This is a genomic window from Pseudotamlana agarivorans, from assembly GCF_001642835.1.
Classification (GTDB): domain Bacteria; phylum Bacteroidota; class Bacteroidia; order Flavobacteriales; family Flavobacteriaceae; genus Pseudotamlana; species Pseudotamlana agarivorans.
Genome location: NZ_LXEI01000020.1, coordinates 21629 through 37991 on the forward strand (window position 1 = coordinate 21629; position 16363 = coordinate 37991).

Here is a 16363-nt window from a genome sequence, read left to right on the forward strand (position 1 = left end):
TTATTACGGTTCAACGACTAGAACCTGCCCTATACTTAAAGCGGTCCCTCGTAAACCATTTATTTTTTGAAGTTGTTCAACAGTCAAATTAAAGCGCTTAGAAATACCATAAAGGGTATCGCCTTTTTCAACAGTATAGGTATGACCAGACTGAACCGTAGGCATTTCGTATTTCACATACTTATCACCCAAAACGGCCTCATCATACAAATACAGTTTATAGCGTTCTATAAGACTAATTAATTTATCTGGATACTTTCTATCGGTGGCATAACCTGCGGCTTTCAATCCTTTTGCCCAGCCTTTGTAGTCTTCCTTTTTTAAATCGAATAATTTGGAATAACGTGATCTTTCACTTAAAAATAAAGAGTGGTCTCTAAACGAATATTTAGCATCTTTATATTTTCTAAAACATTCTTGATCGGCATCGTCATCATGATAAATTTTAGCACCTTTCCATCCATGGCATTTAATTCCGAAATGATTATTGGCTTCTACGGAAAGTCGGCCTTTACCAGAGCCCGATTCTAAAATTCCTTGAGCCAAGGTAATACTTGCAGGAATGCCATAAAGTGCCATTTCCTGCTGAGCCGTTTCATGATAATTATAAATATATTCCTCTGTACTGCTAGCAAAAACTTTAGGAGCTGGCTTAGCGACTTCTGGCTCTTGGTGTTTTTCAACTTCAGCTGGTTCTTGCTTTCTTGCAACATGTTCAGTGCGTTTGTGAGGCTTTTTAGTAACCACATGTTTTTTAGATTTACAACTAAAAACCACAACGGCCAAACAAAACACTAGTACTATTTTTCTCATTTCACAACATAATTAATGGTAAGTTCTTCTTTTTCAATAGGGCGTTCATACCTTCAATACCTTGTAAGCCTCCAGTATGAATGGCTAAAATTTTCGATCCTTTAGGGAAAAACCCTTTTTCTATTAAATCGAAAATCCCAAACAGCATTTTACCTGTATAAACGGGGTCCAAGGGAATTTTATAATCAGATTTAAACTGATTGATAAACGCAACCAATTCTTCATTTATTTTGGCATAGCCTCCAAAATGATAGTCGGTAATCAATTCCCAATTGGATTGTTTTGCAAATTTACTAATATCTGATTTTAAAAAGTCCCCTTTTAGAGCAGGAAAACCTAAAACTTGTTGACCGGGTTTTGAACAATTTATAAGTCCTGAAATGGTTCCGCCAGTCCCTACAGCCGAGCAAATGTAATCGAACTCCTTATCGGATTCGGTTAAAATTTCTTCACAGCCCTTTACCGCTAAGGCATTGGTTCCACCTTCAGGAACATGATAGTAATCGCCAAATTCATCTTTTAAAGCTGCAATAAAATCTGCCGAAGTTTTTCGTCTATATGCCTCGCGCGTCACAAATTTAAATCGCATGCCATGTTGTTGTGCAAAACTTAAGGTTGGGTTTTTATCTATTTCAGTCCACAATTCTTCACCGCGAATTATACCAACGGTTTTAAATCCGAATAACTGTCCTGCCGCTGCAACGGCTGCAATATGGTTGGAATAAGCTCCGCCAAAAGTCACAAGCGTTTTAATCCCTTTTTTTTGAGCCTCTAATACGTTATATTTTAATTTTCGGTATTTATTTCCAGATACAAACGGATGAATGACATCCTCTCGTTTCACGTACAATTCAACGTTTTTATGATGAAGATCAACTTGCTGGTTAACGCTATTTTCAAGCTTAAATATCATAGTTGCGAAGATACTTTAAAAATGCCCAAAACTGGCGTGATTTTAAATATTCTAAATCTGTTTCATGAGCATAAGCTTCGCGTTCGAAAGAAATATTCCGATAAGCCTTTTTCCAATTTAAACACCACAACCATCGCCATAAAAACTCCAATACATAAAACACATAAAAGGGCAGCACCAGCATTTCGAGCTGTTGTTTAAGATGAATACGCTCATGATTTAATAGCACCTTATCTTCTAAAAGTTGTTTCTTTTTTAAAATGATAAAAGGGTAAAGAGTTAGTCCCAAATACCCTTTTGGAATCAAATATTTAGAGATAAAAACCATGGATTTCTGAATTTCGGATAAGTTACAAAAGATATAAATCTCTTCCATCATAAACCGTATTACACTATCTTTGTTTATAATGAAAAAGATAATACCTCTTGAAGAAGGCGATTATTACCTCACACCAGAAGGGTATCGCTGTTTTACGGAAAAATACCATTTAAGACGTGGTTATTGTTGTCAAAATGGTTGTCGCCATTGTCCTTACGGTTACGATAAAAATAGACAAACTACAAACCCCTAAATTGTAAACGGCAGTTCAAAAAAACACTTAACTGGTACAATTCTTGATGCTTAAGAAAGAAATATGTTCATTTTAAATCAACTGTCCTATGAAACACCTTTTTAAAATATTACCTGTAGTACTTATAGCTGTTGTATTGACTTCATGCAACTCGATTAAAGTCGCTACTGATTACGACCAGAACAAAGATTTCAGCAAATACAAAACCTTTGCATTCTTTAAAAACGGTATTGATAAAGCCGAAATTAGCGATTTAGATAAGCGCCGTATTCTTAGAGCCATTGAGGCCGAACTTTTAAGCAAAGGAATGACTAAATCTGAAAATCCAGATATCCTCATTAGTTTATTTACTAAATCCAACCAACGCGTAGACGTTTACAACAACACTTGGGGCTATGGCGCCTGGGGTTGGGGCGGTTGGGGTCCTGGCTGGGGCATGGGACCTGGTTGGGGTTGGGGCTGGGATCAGCCTAGTGTTTCAACAAGCACCGAAGGCCAGTTATACATAGACCTTATTGATGCTCAAAGTCATGAATTGGTATGGCAAGGTTTAGGCACCGGATTCCTCACCCAAAATATGGAGAAAAAAGAAGCCCTAATTAAGGAATTTGTTGCTAAAATTATGGCAGAGTATCCTCCAGGAATGGAACAAAAGAAATAATTATAAAAAAAGACTGTTTAAAATTTTAAACAGTCTTTTTTTATTTAACGGAAACGTTTCAACGTCTTTTTTGTAAACTTACTTAAAACTAATCGACCACTAATTTCGGCGCGTTCGACTAAAAGAGCATCCCAGTGATCGGTTGCTTCCCAGAAAACCGCCTTCATTTCTTTTAACGCTTCAGGGTTGTAGCTTGCCAGTTTTTCTGTGAGACTTGACACAGCTAAGTCTAATTCTTCTGCGGTATTAAAAACCTCTCCGTATAAGCCTTTATCTTTAGCAAACTCGGCAGAGAAAAACTCCTCGGCATTAATCGTCATTTGCGACATGGCTGTTTTACCTATTTTTCTAGTAACTGCAGGTTCTATAACAAAGGGACCAATTCCTATACTTAACTCACTTAACTTTACAGAGGCATATTGCGTCGCCAAGCAATAATCGGCAGCCGCAGCAATACCAACACCTCCCCCAACAGCCTTACCTTGTACACGCCCTATAATAAGTTTAGGACAAGTACGCATGGCATTTATAACCTTAGCGAAGCCCGAAAAAAATTGCTGTCCTGTTTCGGCATCTTCAATCTCTATCAACTCATTAAAACTAGCTCCAGCACAAAACGTGCGGTCTCCCCCACTTTTTAAAACAATCACTTTAATGTCTGGATGATTTCCTGCTGTGGTTATGGTTTCAGAGAGTTTCTGTAAAACATCACTGGGCATAGAATTTCTATTAGGATGAAAAAACTCAATGTGTCCCACTTTATTTTCTATATTTAAGCTTACGTAGGCTTCCATAAATTCAGAATAATTTGGGTTGAATATACATAAAAAAAACAGTAACACTTGTTACCTTCGTTTTAATTAAAGGGAAATATATTTACAGAAAAACAATCATAACTTATGGGCATATTTAGTTTTCTATTCGGTAACAAAAACGAAAAAATCAAGGATTTTAAATCACGAAATGCTATTGTTTTAGATGTTAGAACCGTTTCGGAATACGAACAGAGTGCTATTCCTGGATCGAAAAATGTACCATTACAAACGCTTAATTCTAACATTGAAAGTATCAAGAAACTTCAAAGACCTGTAATTACTTGCTGTGCGAGTGGTGTACGATCGGCAAGTGCTGCTGCTATTTTAAAATCTAATGGTATTGAAGCCATCAACGGAGGCGGCTGGATGTCCTTGTATAAAAAACTAGAGCTTTAAACCTTTAAAATCATCGACTTGATCAATAGTCGTTTGGTTGTATTCTAAAGTCCAACCTAAAGAATTGGTTAGAATATAAAATTTAGACAACTCACTAATCAAACGGTTTTTAGCATTGGTTTTTAATTGCGATTGATTTATCTTTTTCTTTAAAGACGCATTAACAATGTTTTTAATCTTATTGTAATCATGGGCCTCAAAAGGATTTAAAAAATCGGCTTGCACATCGTAGTATTCAAAATCGGGACTAATGGTGATTTCTTCTTCGGGAATCTTTAAAATCGATAGTGTTTTTGTGGCTTCATCAAGTTTAAATTCAATTTTACTTAAATCGTAGGCCACAGTAACGTCGGCATTGACTACCACTAAAGCTTTCTTTTCAAAGGTGAGATAGTTTCCTAAAAGGTCTTTTGAATTTTGATAATTAAAAACTTGACTAAAATGGCCTTCGGTAACCACCAGTTTCCCAACATTATTAATTTGCTGTTGAATAAGTGCCGTGTTTTCTACAAGCCTAGTTTTTTCAGCTTTTTGTGTTTCACAAGACTTGGCTGCGTAGAGCACAACCAAAGTAATAACAACACCAATTAAAATTTTTCGCATGTACTAAGTTAGAAAAATTTTCATTCTTAAAACAAAAAAACATCGGTTCCTTCGACAGATGAAGTCTACCAATGTTATTAAGTTGTCTAAACTAAACAATTCAAAGATACAGGAGATTTAGAGGTTAAGTATTACCGAATCGTTAAACAAACCTTATGTTATGTTAAACCTCACGGATAACAAAATTAGGCACAAAAAAAGCACCAATGGCCCCCTTTTAAACTTGGCTCATGATGCTTTTTGGATAAACTGATTAATAGCAGTTTTAAAGGTACAACTATTCATAGAGGAACAAGCATGTTTTTCGATAAAATGTGATTAAAAGAAGTTAAAAGGTTGCATTAATCCGTTCTTTAGCCAAGGATAAAAAAACAACATTCCTATTTAAATGTCATATGCCGAAAACGATCTTGAATCTCGGCTATTTTAGAGTCTAATTGTTGAAGAAACTTTTGATGGGCTTCCGATTTTTCGTTGAAGGGACGATGCTGTAGACCTTTTTGAATACCATCCACAACATCCATAGTTTTTAAAGCCTCATTTGAAATCCAATTACTAGCAAAAGTATTCCAAATGTATTGAACAGCCAAAGCATTGGGATGCACCATATCTTCAGCATAAAAACGGTAATCCCTAAGCTCGTCCATCATGATTTCGTAAGAAGGAAAGTAAAATGAGTTCGACTGTTTGAGAGATGCCTTTTCTTCTAAAAGTTGATGTATAGCCGATGTTAAATGTGCTTTACTCCTATTATTTTCTACAAAACCATCCTTTAAATGCCGAACAGGTGAAACCGTATAAATGATGGATATTTCTTCATTAAGACCTCTTACTTGAGCCTCAATAGACTTCAAAACCTCACAAATCTCCTGAACTGACAATAAAGATTTTGAAAATTGTTTCTGCGGAATTTTATGGCAATTCGCCACAACCTGATTCGTTTCATTATAACGATACACCCAAGCGGTTCCTAGGGTAATAACCAGATGTGAAGCTGATTTTAAATCGTTATATGTTTCTTTTAAACGGGTATTTAAAGTTTGTAGAAGTTGCTCTTTTGAGACGTTACTCAATTTAGAATGAGCATCAAAACCATGCCATTGTTCATTATGAAATACCACATCGGCATCGGTATAATGTTCCTTAGAAATCGCTCGACTAATAAGCGTTTTAATAGCTAGGGGATGAAAAAGAATCCCGAATGGGTTTTGTTCTGTTTGAAACTTAAAATAAGCGAGTTTATCTCCTATATTTTCAGAAAAACAAGAGCCTACTAAAAACACTTTAGAACTATAATCTATTAAATGACTAGAGCTTTTTTTTAAAGATATTTTAGTTTGAAGGTTCATTTTTCTTTAAGTTTCAGAGATACAAAGTTACAAAGTCTCGGTGTTTATAAATTTCAAAGCTGCAAAGCTTCAGAGGTACTAATCTACTTTTGAAACTTTGCAGCTTTGTTACTTTATGACTTTTCAACTATGTTTTACTCCACATACTTCTTTGCTTCCGCTAAAGCTTGGGTAATCCCTTCTGGATTTTTCCCGCCTGCAGTTGCGAAAAATGGTTGTCCGCCACCGCCGCCTTGAATAAATTTACCCAGCTCACGAACGACCTGTCCTGCATTTAAGCCTTTACTAGCCACTAAATCTTTAGAAATATAACACGATAACAAGGCTTTACCTTCATTTTCGGTAGCAAATAACAAGAATAAATTCTCTACTTCGCCCCCTAATTCAAAAGCCACATCTTTTAATCCTGCTGCGTCTAAATCCAATTTCTTAGCTAAAAACTGAATACCGTTAATCTCTGTAAGTTCACTTTTAAGTTCGCCTTTTATATTTTTAGCTTTATCTTTTAACAAAGCTTCAATTTGCTTTTTAAGGCTTGTATTTTCTTCTTGTAAATTCTGAAGTGCTTTTATAGGCTCTTTAGCATTATTAAGCAGTCCTTTCATTTCAAAAAACAAACGGTTATTTTCTGAATAGAAATCTTTTACAGCATCGCTGGTAATAGCTTCAATTCGTCTGATTCCTGCAGCAACAGCGCCTTCGGAAACAATTTTAAAATGCCAGATATCGGCTGTATTTTTAACATGCGTTCCACCACAAAGTTCGATAGATTGTCCGAACTGAATAGAACGAACCGTATCGCCATATTTCTCGCCAAACAAACTCATTGCTCCAGCAGCGATGGCTTCTTCTTTAGGAATGTTACGTTTTTCAACTAAAGGAATTTTCCCATTAATTCTTGCATTTACGAAACTTTCCACATCACGAATTTCATCTTCCGTTAATTTAGAAAAATGCGAGAAATCGAATCTTAAATATTTTGAATGTACCGCACTACCTTTTTGCTCCACATGCGTTCCTAAAATAGAACGCAACGCTTGATGTAACAAGTGTGTTGCTGTATGGTTACATTCAGTTCTGTGACGTTGTTTTTCATCAACCACCACTTTAAAGCCCTCGTTTAAATGCTTTGGTAAGGTTTCTGTAAAGTGAATGATGACATTGTTTTCCTTCTTAGTATTTAAAATATAAATCACATCGCCATAAGCATCTTCCAAATACCCTTTATCTCCAACTTGTCCACCACCTTCAGGATAAAACGGTGTTAAATTAAATACCAACTGATACATATCACCGTCCTTTTTAGAACTCACTTTTCGGTATCGCGTTAGTTTAACATTAGCCTGAAGTGCATCGTAACCAATAAATTCTTCAACATCATCCTCTATTAAAATGGTCCAATCACCTGTAGAGCTTTCACTCGCTGCACGCGAACGGTCTTTTTGTTTTTGAAGCTCTTCATTAAAACCAGCTTCATCTAATTTTAAATCTTTTTCAGAAAGAATTAAAGCCGTTAAATCAATTGGGAAACCGTAAGTATCGTATAATTCGAAAGCTTTTGCTCCCGTAACAGTATCACCTTTAGTCTCTTCAACAATTCGATTTAAAAGCACCAAACCTTGATCTAGGGTTCTTAAAAAAGACTGTTCTTCTTCTTTAATAACATTCTCAACCAATTGTTTTTGGGCCTTTAGCTCAGGGAAGGCTTTACCCATTTTTTTATCTAAAACGTCTACAAGTCTGTAAATAAAAGGTTCTTTTTTATCTAAAAACGTAAAACCGTAACGTACGGCACGACGTAAAATTCTACGAATTACATACCCAGCACCAGTATTACTTGGCAGTTGCCCATCGGCAATGGAAAAAGCCACGGCACGCACGTGATCGGCAATCACTCGAATAGCAACGTCTACTTTTTCGTCTTTTCTATAGGTTTTATTGGTAATGGTTTCAATTTCCTTAATTATAGGCGTGAAAACATCGGTATCATAATTAGACTGTACGCCTTGTAAAACCATACATAAACGCTCAAAGCCCATTCCGGTATCAATGTGTTTATTCGGTAAGGACTCTAAAGAACCGTTTGCCTTACGGTTGTACTGCATGAAAACCAAGTTCCATATTTCAACCACCTGCGGATGATCTTGATTAACAAGATCTTTTCCAGGCACTTTAGCTTTTTCTTCCGCCGAACGGATATCTACATGTATTTCACTACAAGGTCCACAAGGTCCTTGATCGCCCATTTCCCAGAAGTTATCTTTTTTATCACCCGTTAGAATACGATCTTCCGAGATGTATTTTTTCCAAATATCAAAAGCTTCGGTATCCATCTCAAGACCATCTTCTTTATTCCCTTCAAATACGGAAACGTAAAGCATATCTTTATCGATACCAAAAACTTCGGTTAACAGTTCCCAAGACCAAGCGATGGCTTCTTCTTTAAAGTAATCGCCAAAACTCCAGTTCCCTAACATCTCGAATAAGGTATGGTGATAAGTATCATACCCTACTTCTTCAAGGTCATTATGTTTTCCAGAAACACGTAAACATTTTTGACTATCTGTAATACGTTTATTTTTAGGCTCGGCATTCCCTAAAAAGTATTCTTTAAAAGGTGCCATACCTGCATTAACGAACATTAAAGTTGGATCATCTTTTAGAACCATGGGTGCCGATGGCACAATACTATGTTGTTTTTCTTCAAAAAAACTTAAAAACTTAGCGCGAATGTCTTGTGATTTCATGTAATATTTTTAAACACCTTGTTTCGAAACTATTAGCGATAATGCGAAACAATTTTTATATTTATGCTACAAATTTATTTTAAATTTGGTTCAGCATTAAACTTCAAAGCTACTATTATTAAAATTGTTTATAATAATTTTTTGTAGGTTTGTCCGTTTACTGCATGATTGAAGATGAAAAACCACCTTCAATGCGCTGCAAAAATAGCATAATTTAAGAAATGAGTAAGGTAAAATATTATTACGATCCTGATACGCTTTCCTACAGGAAAATACAGCGTAAAAAACGCACCACTTTTAAGTATGCCTTTTTCTTTATTTTAGGAACTGCTTTTTTCGCTTTTATATTCGTTTTTATTGGTAGTCAATATGTTGAGTCTCCAAAAGAACGCGCCTTAAAAAGAGAGCTTCAAAACACGCAATTACAATTTGAGTTACTAAACAAAAAAATGGAACACGCCGAAACGGTTTTGGCGAATGTTGCCGAGCGTGATAATAATATTTATCGCGTGTATTTTGAAGCCAACCCCATTCCAGAAGAACAACGCCGTGCTGGTTTTGGCGGGATTAACCGTTATAAAAGCTTAGAAGGGTTTGACAACTCAAAGTTAATTATTGAAAGCAATAAGCGTTTAGACATCCTACAAAAGCAAATTGTAGTGCAATCTAAATCCTTAGATGAAATTACAAAACTGGCCGAAGACAAAGAGAAGTTATTGGCAGCGATACCTGCTATTCAACCTGTAAACAACAAAGATTTAACCCGTATGGCCTCTGGATATGGTATGCGAACAGACCCGTTTACAAAGGTTAGAAAAATGCACCGTGGCATGGACTTTTCAGCGCCTCGAGGCACGCCTGTTTACGCTTCTGGTGACGGTATTGTTACGCGTGCCGATTCTAGATCGACAGGTTACGGTAACCATATTAGAATAGATCATGGCTATGGGTACGTTAGTTTATATGCCCATTTATACAAATATAACGTTAGAAAAAACCAAAAGGTAAAACGAGGAGACCTTATCGGATTTGTGGGTAGTACAGGTCGATCGCAAGGACCGCATTTGCACTATGAGATTTTTAAAGACGATGAACGTATTAACCCTATTAACTTCTATTACGGCAGTTTAACCGCAGAAGAATTTAATAAACTATTGGAGCATGCTTCTTTAGAAAACCAATCATTAGATTAATGCATATCGACCTCCCGGAAAAACGCTATTATAGTATTGGTGAAGTCGCCAAAGCATTCGATGTAAACACCTCTTTAATACGTTTTTGGGAAAAAGAATTTGATGTTCTTAAACCTAAAAAAAACGCTAAAGGCAATAGAAAGTTTACCCCAGAAGACATTAAAAACTTAAAGTTTATTTATCATTTGGTAAAAGAGCGTGGTTTTACTCTTGATGGAGCTAAAACGCACTTGAAAGAAGAAAAAAAACAAGCTCTAAACACTTTTGAAATTGTTAGCAAGCTAGAAAGCATAAAAAATCAACTCATTAAAATAAAACAACACCTTTAAACTAGAACATCATGAAGAAATTTTTACCATGGATTATCGTCGCTATTGTTGTCATTGGAATTTACTCTTGGGCTAAAAACTTTAACAACACCGCCGTTGAATATGAAGCTGATGCCAAAACAGCTTGGTCTAATGTTGAAAGCTCGTACCAGCGTCGTGCCGATTTAATTCCAAATTTAGTATCGACAGTAAAAGGTTATGCCGCGCATGAAAGAGAAACTCTAGAAGGCGTTATTAAGGCTCGTTCGGAAGCTACAAAAACAACTATTGATGCCAACAACCTGACACCAGAAAAAATGGCACAATTCCAACAAGCTCAACAAGGGTTAAGCGGGGCGCTTTCTAAACTTTTAGTAACGGTAGAGCGCTACCCAGAATTGAAAGCCGATAAAAACTTCTTAGAACTACAATCGCAGTTAGAAGGCACCGAAAATCGTATCAATGTAACTAGAGATCGCTACAACGAAAAGGTTAATATTTACGACAAATTCATTAAAAAATTCCCTGCTAAATTATTAGCTGGACTTTTTGGTTTTGAAGAAATGGCACGTTTTAAAAGTGCACCAGGTAGTGAAAACGCACCAACAGTAGAGTTTTAAAACATGTCTAAAACAGAAGATTTTTTAACCGCAAAAGAGGAACAAGAAATTGTTGACGCCATCCAAAGGGCTGAGTTAAACACCTCTGGAGAAATACGTGTGCACATTGAAAAATCGGCAAATGGCGACCCCACAAATAGGGCTTTAGAAGTTTTTCATCATTTGAAAATGGATAACACGAAGCTTCAAAATGCGGTATTAATTTATGTTGCCGTTGGAGATAAATCTTTTGTTATTTATGGTGATGAAGGCATCAATAAGGTGGTGGAACCTGATTTTTGGGATTGTACTAAAGACATTATGCAAGCCCACTTTAAGAAAGGCCATTTTAAACAAGGTTTGGTTGATGGTATTTTAAGGTCTGGTGATAGGCTTCAAAAGTATTTCCCTTATGAAACGGACGACATCAACGAGCTTTCTAACGACATCTCAAAAGGCTAAAACTTTATGACCCATTTAAAACACAAAACAACATCTATATTTAACTTTAAAAGTTTAGGCTTAGGCGTTGTTTTGATGCTTTTCAGCATGAGTATTTCTTTTGCTCAATTTAAAATTCCTGAAAAGCCCAAATTCCAAACTAGTGTTTACGATTATGTGAACTTACTTTCTAGTGGCGAAAAACAAAATTTAGAACAAAAACTGGTTCGGTATTCCGACACGACCTCAACGCAAATTGTTGTCGCTATTATTCGTTCTACCGAAGGCGAAAACATCAACTTTTTAGGCGCCCAATGGGGTGAAGCTTGGGGAATTGGTCAAGCCGAAGAAGACAATGGCATATTAATTCTTCTAGCGAATGATGACCGCAGAATTGCTATAAACACAGGCTATGGTGTAGAGCACCTTTTAACCGATGCCATGTCCAGACGTATTATTGAAAACGACATCCTTCCATATTTTAGAAAAGGTGATTTTCCTGGCGGATTAAACAGAGGTGCTGATGCTATCTTTGAAGTCTTACAGGGGGAATACAAAGGTTCTCGCCCTACTTCGGGCAACCCCGAAAATTCGGTAATCCCATTTCTTGTTTTCGGATTTATTGCTTTAATGTTTATTCTATCCTATATTAAAAACAAACGCGGCGGTGGCGGTGGACGTAACGGAGGCAATAACTCTGGAGGTTTTGATATCTGGGACGCTATCATATTAAGCAATATGGGACGCGGCAATTACAGTCGAGGTTCTAGTGGCTGGGGCGGAAGCTCTGGTGGCGGCTTTGGCGGTGGTTTCGGAGGAGGCTTTGGTGGCGGTGGTTTTGGCGGTGGTGGTGCTTCTGGAGGTTGGTAATCCTAGACTTTTCAATTTAAAATAATCCTCTTAAAGATTTAAGGCCGCTTCAGCAGAAGCGGTTCTTCTATTAATTATCCACCCTTTTTTTATTACCCTTAACCACATTTATTATCCCTTTAACATTTTATTCAATTAACGAAAAAGTATAATCTTAAAATAGCTCCATAAAAGTTAAGAGAGGCTAGATTGTATAATTATTACCAACCCAACTAACCTCAACATGAAAACAAAATTTTTAAGTATTCTTATTACCGTTTTATGCACCATTTGTTATTCTCAAATCTCCTATGAACCAGGATATTTTATTGACAACAACAATGAAAAAACGGATTGCTTAATCAAAAATATGGATTGGAAAAATAACCCTACGGAGTTCGAATACAAACTTACAGAAGAAGGAGAATCACAAAAAGCAACAATACATTCTGTAAAAGAATTTGAAGTTACCAACATGTCTCAATATGTAAGATTTACTGTAAATATTGATAGATCTAGTGAAGCTTTAAGTAAAATTAGTCACGATAAAAACCCTGCATTTAAAGAGGAAGTTCTTTTTCTAAAAACCATACTTGTTGGAAAAGCTAATTTATACGAATACAACGATGGAAATTTAAAGCGCTTTTTTACCAAACAGATCAATCTAGCTTACAACAATTAGTTTTTAAAGGCTATTTAGACGATAAAAATATACTTAGAGAAAACAACAGTTTTAAAGAACAATTATGGGATAATTTAAAATGCCCAACTTTCGAAATAAAAGATTTCACAGAACTTAACTATGATAAAAAAGATTTGACTGATTTGTTTATAGCCTATAATGAATGTCACAATGAAACAGTTAAATATCTAGAACGGAAACAAAAAAGAGACCTGTTTAATTTAAATATTCGTCCGCGATACGTTTACACTTCTTTAAATAAAAGTTCAAATACCGAGATTAGAAATTTCGATTTTGATAACAAAAGTAGCTTTGGTCTTGGCGTTGAAGCAGAGTTTATATTGCCATTCAATAAAAATAAATGGGCTTTCACCATAGAACCTACATATCCAACATATAAATAATAAAAAAACAAATGATAATTCTGACAACAACTTTGGAAGACCACTAACAGCAATAGTTGAATATACTTCTATAGAATTCCCTGTCGGAATTAGATATTACATGTTTCTAAATGAAAAATCTAAAGTTTTTATAAATGCATCATTTATTATGGACTACAGTTTTGATTCAGCAGTGAGTTATGAAGGTGAAAACCTTAATGCCTTAGAAATAGAATCTGGAAACAATTTTGCTTTTGGCTTAGGATATAAGTACAATGATAAAATCAGTTTAGAGGTTAGACAGCAAACCGGTAGAGAGTTAATAAACACTCATCGCTTAGCTTCTACAAAATACAAATCGCTATCGATAGTACTTGGTTATAGCTTGTTTTAAACTGTCTAAAATAATAACATAAAAAAAACTCAGATTATAAAAATCTGAGTTTTTTTATATCAATCAATCTGTTACGATTATCTATTAAATCGTCCAGAAACGTTTCCGTCTAAAATTCTAGTAACCTCATCGATGGTAGCATAATTAACATCACCTTCATACGTATGTTTTAAAGCACAGGCTGCACTAGCATAATCCATCGACTTATAATCATCAAAATGTTGTAAGCCATAGATAAGTCCGGCAGCGAAAGCATCGCCAGTACCAATACGGTCTACAATGTGGGTGATATCAAAATCTTGAGTTTCTCTAAACTCTTCGCCATTCCACATTCTAGCTCTAATTTTATGCCAAGAGGCATTAATTGAGGTTCTTATCTTATCAAATACTTTTTCGATGGAAGGAAAGGTTTCCATAAGTAATTTACTAGCTTCAATAAACTCTTCGTTAGTATAACCGTATTCGGTACCTAAAACTTCATTCATTTCATTAATACCACCAATAAAAATGGTAGAACAATGCAATAATTCTATTAAAGCATCCTTAGCGTTTACTCCGTATTTCCATAACCCACTTCTGTAGGTTGGATCGGCAGAAACTTGCATCCCTTTTTTCTTTGCTAATTTTAAGCCTTCTTTTAAAGTATCGAAACTCCCTTGTGTTAATCCAGGAGTAATTCCGGTCCAGTGAAACCAAGAACCATCAGCTAAAGCCGATTCCCAATCAACCATATCAGGTTGAATACTTGAAAAGGCAGAGTGCGATCGGTTATAAGAAATAGAGCTTGGACGCATTACGGCACCAACTTCCAAAAAGTACACACCTAGAGGACGTCCAGAACGCACAATAGCAGTTGTATCTAAATCAAATTTATTTAAATAAGAAATGGCTGTGTCTCCAATAAAATCGTCTGAAATACAGGTAATATGCTTAACATTACCACCAAAATTAGCGATAGAAAGCCCCACATTTAATTCGGTGCCTCCAAAATAGAATTCTAAGGTATTGGCTTGAATAAACTTTTTATTTCCAAAAGGAGATAAACGCATTAGAACTTCACCGAAGGTAATAATCTGACTCATAAATATTGTTTTGAAGTGCTAAAAATAACCAATATCTACGATAAAAATATTTGTTTTAGGGAAATTTTATAAAAATGAAAATTCCCCAATTTTTAACAATTATACTGCATCTTTTATAACAAAATTCAGCAAATGCCATTTTTTATTCAACCACCTACCGTAAGTGTTCAAATACTACTTTTTACGCATATAAACACTAATTGGAACCCCGTTAAACCCAAAATGTTCGCGCAATTTGTTTTCTAAAAAGCGTCTGTACGGGTCTTTGATATACTGTGGTAAATTACAGAAAAAAGCAAACTGTGGTTGCGGTGTTGGCAACTGCATGATGTACTTAATTTTAACAAACTTCCCTTTATATGCTGGTGGTGGGTAGTTTTCTATAATAGGTAGTAAAACTTCGTTAAGCTGACTTGTTTTTATCTTCTTAGATCGGTTTTGGTATACCTCAACAGCCGTTTCAATGGCTTTGTAAATACGCTGTTTTGTTAATGCTGAAATAAATACGATAGGTACATCGGTAAAAGGTTGCATTTGTAATCGGATAGCTTTTTCGTATTCCTTAACCGATTTATGATCTTTTTCCACCAAATCCCATTTGTTTACTAAAACCACAATACCTTTTCTGTTGCGCTCGGCTAGCCAAAAAATGTTTTGTACTTGTCCGTCAAAGCCGCGATTAGCATCTAAAACCAGAATACAAACATCGGCATGCTCAATAGCTCGAACACTTCGCATTACCGAATAGAATTCTAAATCTTCTTTAACTTTAGATTTTCTTCTAATCCCAGCAGTATCCACTAGATTAAATTCAAATCCGAAGCGGTTATATTTCGTATCTATGGAGTCTCTTGTTGTTCCAGCAATATCGGTCACGATATAACGATCTTCACCAATTAAGGCATTGATAAAAGAGGATTTCCCTGCATTTGGACGCCCAACTACAGCAAAACGAGGTAGCTCATCTTCAACTACTTCTTCCTTTTCTGGTAAAGCTTTTATAAGCGCATCAAGCAAATCACCTGTACCACTACCATTAATACTGGCTACGGTGTAGTATTCTCCAAGACCTAAAGCATAAAACTCTACGGCATCTTCGGCACGTTTCGCATTATCAACTTTATTAACAACTAAAAAAACAGGCTTGTTAATACGTCTTAAAAGTTTAGCTACATCTTCATCCATTCCAGTTACGCCAGATTCCACATCTACCATAAAAATAATAGCATCAGCTTCTTCAATAGCCAACTCCACTTGTTTATCTATTTCTTCTTCGAAGATATCATCACTTCCTACTACATAACCTCCTGTATCGATTAATGAAAACTCCTTACCATTCCAATCACATTTTCCGTAATGACGGTCGCGTGTTACTCCACTAACGGCATCAACAATGGCTTCACGTCTTTGAATCAATCTATTAAAAAACGTTGATTTTCCAACATTTGGTCTCCCTACAATGGCTACTATATTACTCATAATCTCGATTTAAGGTTAACAGGTTAAAAGCGATTAAATTAAGCTGTCCTGAAAACTTGTGCAAAAATAGGAAATATACGCTTT

Annotated in this window: 20 protein-coding genes; 11 read left to right on the top strand and 9 right to left on the bottom strand. The window is 35.8% G+C overall.

Features of this window, described 5'->3' with window-relative positions; genetic code table 11:
- Nucleotides 1-3: 3 nt before the first annotated feature.
- From A6I66_RS14825 to A6I66_RS14835, 3 genes are read right to left on the bottom strand one after another with little or no spacing between them, the layout of a single operon-like run.
- The gene (locus A6I66_RS14825; RefSeq protein WP_067151131.1) at nucleotides 4-813 is read right to left on the bottom strand and encodes a glucosaminidase domain-containing protein; all 810 of its coding nucleotides are present in this window, start codon (nucleotides 811-813) and stop codon (nucleotides 4-6) included.
- Nucleotide 814: 1 nt separating this feature from the next.
- Nucleotides 815-1726 carry a 1-aminocyclopropane-1-carboxylate deaminase/D-cysteine desulfhydrase gene (locus tag A6I66_RS14830; RefSeq protein ID WP_067151134.1) on the bottom strand — a complete coding sequence of 304 codons (912 nt, stop codon included), beginning with the start codon at nucleotides 1724-1726 and terminating at the stop codon, nucleotides 815-817.
- A complete protein-coding gene (locus A6I66_RS14835; protein ID WP_067151243.1) occupies nucleotides 1716-2054 on the bottom strand; it encodes a hypothetical protein in 339 nt (112 codons plus the stop codon). Before A6I66_RS14835 ends, A6I66_RS14830 begins: the two co-directional genes overlap by 11 nt.
- Before the next feature lie 79 nt (nucleotides 2055-2133).
- On the opposite strand from A6I66_RS14835, the gene A6I66_RS16805 reads away from it, so the two are divergent.
- Nucleotides 2134-2298 carry a DUF5522 domain-containing protein gene (locus A6I66_RS16805; protein ID WP_169815741.1) on the top strand — a complete coding sequence of 55 codons (165 nt, stop codon included), beginning with the start codon at nucleotides 2134-2136 and terminating at the stop codon, nucleotides 2296-2298.
- Nucleotides 2299-2386: 88 nt separating this feature from the next.
- A complete protein-coding gene (locus A6I66_RS14840; protein ID WP_067151137.1) occupies nucleotides 2387-2959 on the top strand; it encodes a DUF4136 domain-containing protein in 573 nt (190 codons plus the stop codon).
- A gap of 44 nt (nucleotides 2960-3003) precedes the next feature.
- Here A6I66_RS14840 and A6I66_RS14845 read toward each other — a convergent pair whose 3' ends face one another.
- The gene (locus tag A6I66_RS14845; protein ID WP_067151140.1) at nucleotides 3004-3753 is read right to left on the bottom strand and encodes an enoyl-CoA hydratase/isomerase family protein; all 750 of its coding nucleotides are present in this window, start codon (nucleotides 3751-3753) and stop codon (nucleotides 3004-3006) included.
- A 105-nt stretch (nucleotides 3754-3858) separates the two neighbouring features.
- Here A6I66_RS14845 and A6I66_RS14850 point away from each other — a divergent pair, with 105 nt between their 5' ends.
- On the top strand, nucleotides 3859-4170 hold the full coding sequence (locus tag A6I66_RS14850; protein ID WP_067151143.1) for a rhodanese-like domain-containing protein: 312 nt from the start codon (nucleotides 3859-3861) through the stop codon (nucleotides 4168-4170).
- Here A6I66_RS14850 and A6I66_RS14855 read toward each other — a convergent pair.
- The 3 genes from A6I66_RS14855 to alaS all read right to left on the bottom strand — a co-directional run bounded on the left by A6I66_RS14855 (nucleotide 4159) and on the right by alaS (nucleotide 8869).
- On the bottom strand, nucleotides 4159-4773 hold the full coding sequence (locus tag A6I66_RS14855) for a DUF4230 domain-containing protein (RefSeq protein WP_067151146.1): 615 nt from the start codon (nucleotides 4771-4773) through the stop codon (nucleotides 4159-4161). The genes A6I66_RS14850 and A6I66_RS14855 overlap by 12 nt on opposite strands.
- Before the next feature lie 380 nt (nucleotides 4774-5153).
- Nucleotides 5154-6122 (bottom strand): GSCFA domain-containing protein, encoded by a 969-nt coding sequence (locus A6I66_RS14860; RefSeq protein WP_067151149.1) that lies wholly within the window; start codon nucleotides 6120-6122, stop codon nucleotides 5154-5156.
- A gap of 134 nt (nucleotides 6123-6256) precedes the next feature.
- The gene (gene alaS, locus A6I66_RS14865) at nucleotides 6257-8869 is read right to left on the bottom strand and encodes an alanine--tRNA ligase (RefSeq protein WP_067151152.1); all 2613 of its coding nucleotides are present in this window, start codon (nucleotides 8867-8869) and stop codon (nucleotides 6257-6259) included.
- A 221-nt stretch (nucleotides 8870-9090) separates the two neighbouring features.
- Between alaS and A6I66_RS14870 the strand changes: the two genes are divergently transcribed.
- The 8 genes from A6I66_RS14870 to A6I66_RS14905 all read left to right on the top strand — a co-directional run bounded on the left by A6I66_RS14870 (nucleotide 9091) and on the right by A6I66_RS14905 (nucleotide 13718).
- Nucleotides 9091-10062 carry a M23 family metallopeptidase gene (locus A6I66_RS14870; protein ID WP_067151154.1) on the top strand — a complete coding sequence of 324 codons (972 nt, stop codon included), beginning with the start codon at nucleotides 9091-9093 and terminating at the stop codon, nucleotides 10060-10062.
- Nucleotides 10062-10391 (top strand): MerR family transcriptional regulator, encoded by a 330-nt coding sequence (locus tag A6I66_RS14875; protein ID WP_067151157.1) that lies wholly within the window; start codon nucleotides 10062-10064, stop codon nucleotides 10389-10391. Before A6I66_RS14870 ends, A6I66_RS14875 begins: the two co-directional genes overlap by 1 nt.
- An 11-nt stretch (nucleotides 10392-10402) precedes the next feature.
- Complete coding sequence (locus tag A6I66_RS14880; protein ID WP_067151160.1) at nucleotides 10403-10990, top strand: LemA family protein; 588 nt, start codon at nucleotides 10403-10405, stop codon at nucleotides 10988-10990.
- Nucleotides 10991-10993: 3 nt separating this feature from the next.
- Nucleotides 10994-11431, top strand: a complete 438-nt coding sequence (locus A6I66_RS14885; protein WP_067151163.1) for a TPM domain-containing protein — start codon at nucleotides 10994-10996, stop codon at nucleotides 11429-11431.
- Nucleotides 11432-11437: 6 nt separating this feature from the next.
- Nucleotides 11438-12280, top strand: a complete 843-nt coding sequence (locus A6I66_RS14890; protein ID WP_084399709.1) for a TPM domain-containing protein — start codon at nucleotides 11438-11440, stop codon at nucleotides 12278-12280.
- 223 nt (nucleotides 12281-12503) lie between these two features.
- Nucleotides 12504-12941: a hypothetical protein gene (locus tag A6I66_RS14895; RefSeq protein WP_067151165.1), complete on the top strand. Its 438-nt coding sequence runs from the start codon at nucleotides 12504-12506 to the stop codon at nucleotides 12939-12941.
- Between the two features lie 134 nt (nucleotides 12942-13075).
- On the top strand, nucleotides 13076-13345 hold the full coding sequence (locus A6I66_RS14900) for a hypothetical protein (protein ID WP_157614234.1): 270 nt from the start codon (nucleotides 13076-13078) through the stop codon (nucleotides 13343-13345).
- A 148-nt stretch (nucleotides 13346-13493) separates the two neighbouring features.
- Nucleotides 13494-13718 carry a hypothetical protein gene (locus tag A6I66_RS14905; RefSeq protein ID WP_067151169.1) on the top strand — a complete coding sequence of 75 codons (225 nt, stop codon included), beginning with the start codon at nucleotides 13494-13496 and terminating at the stop codon, nucleotides 13716-13718.
- Between the two features lie 77 nt (nucleotides 13719-13795).
- On the opposite strand, the gene A6I66_RS14910 is transcribed toward A6I66_RS14905, so the two are convergent.
- A complete protein-coding gene (locus A6I66_RS14910; protein ID WP_067151171.1) occupies nucleotides 13796-14800 on the bottom strand; it encodes a sugar kinase in 1005 nt (334 codons plus the stop codon).
- A gap of 174 nt (nucleotides 14801-14974) precedes the next feature.
- The gene (gene der / locus A6I66_RS14915; RefSeq protein WP_067151173.1) at nucleotides 14975-16279 is read right to left on the bottom strand and encodes a ribosome biogenesis GTPase Der; all 1305 of its coding nucleotides are present in this window, start codon (nucleotides 16277-16279) and stop codon (nucleotides 14975-14977) included.
- Nucleotides 16280-16363: the final 84 nt, after the last annotated feature.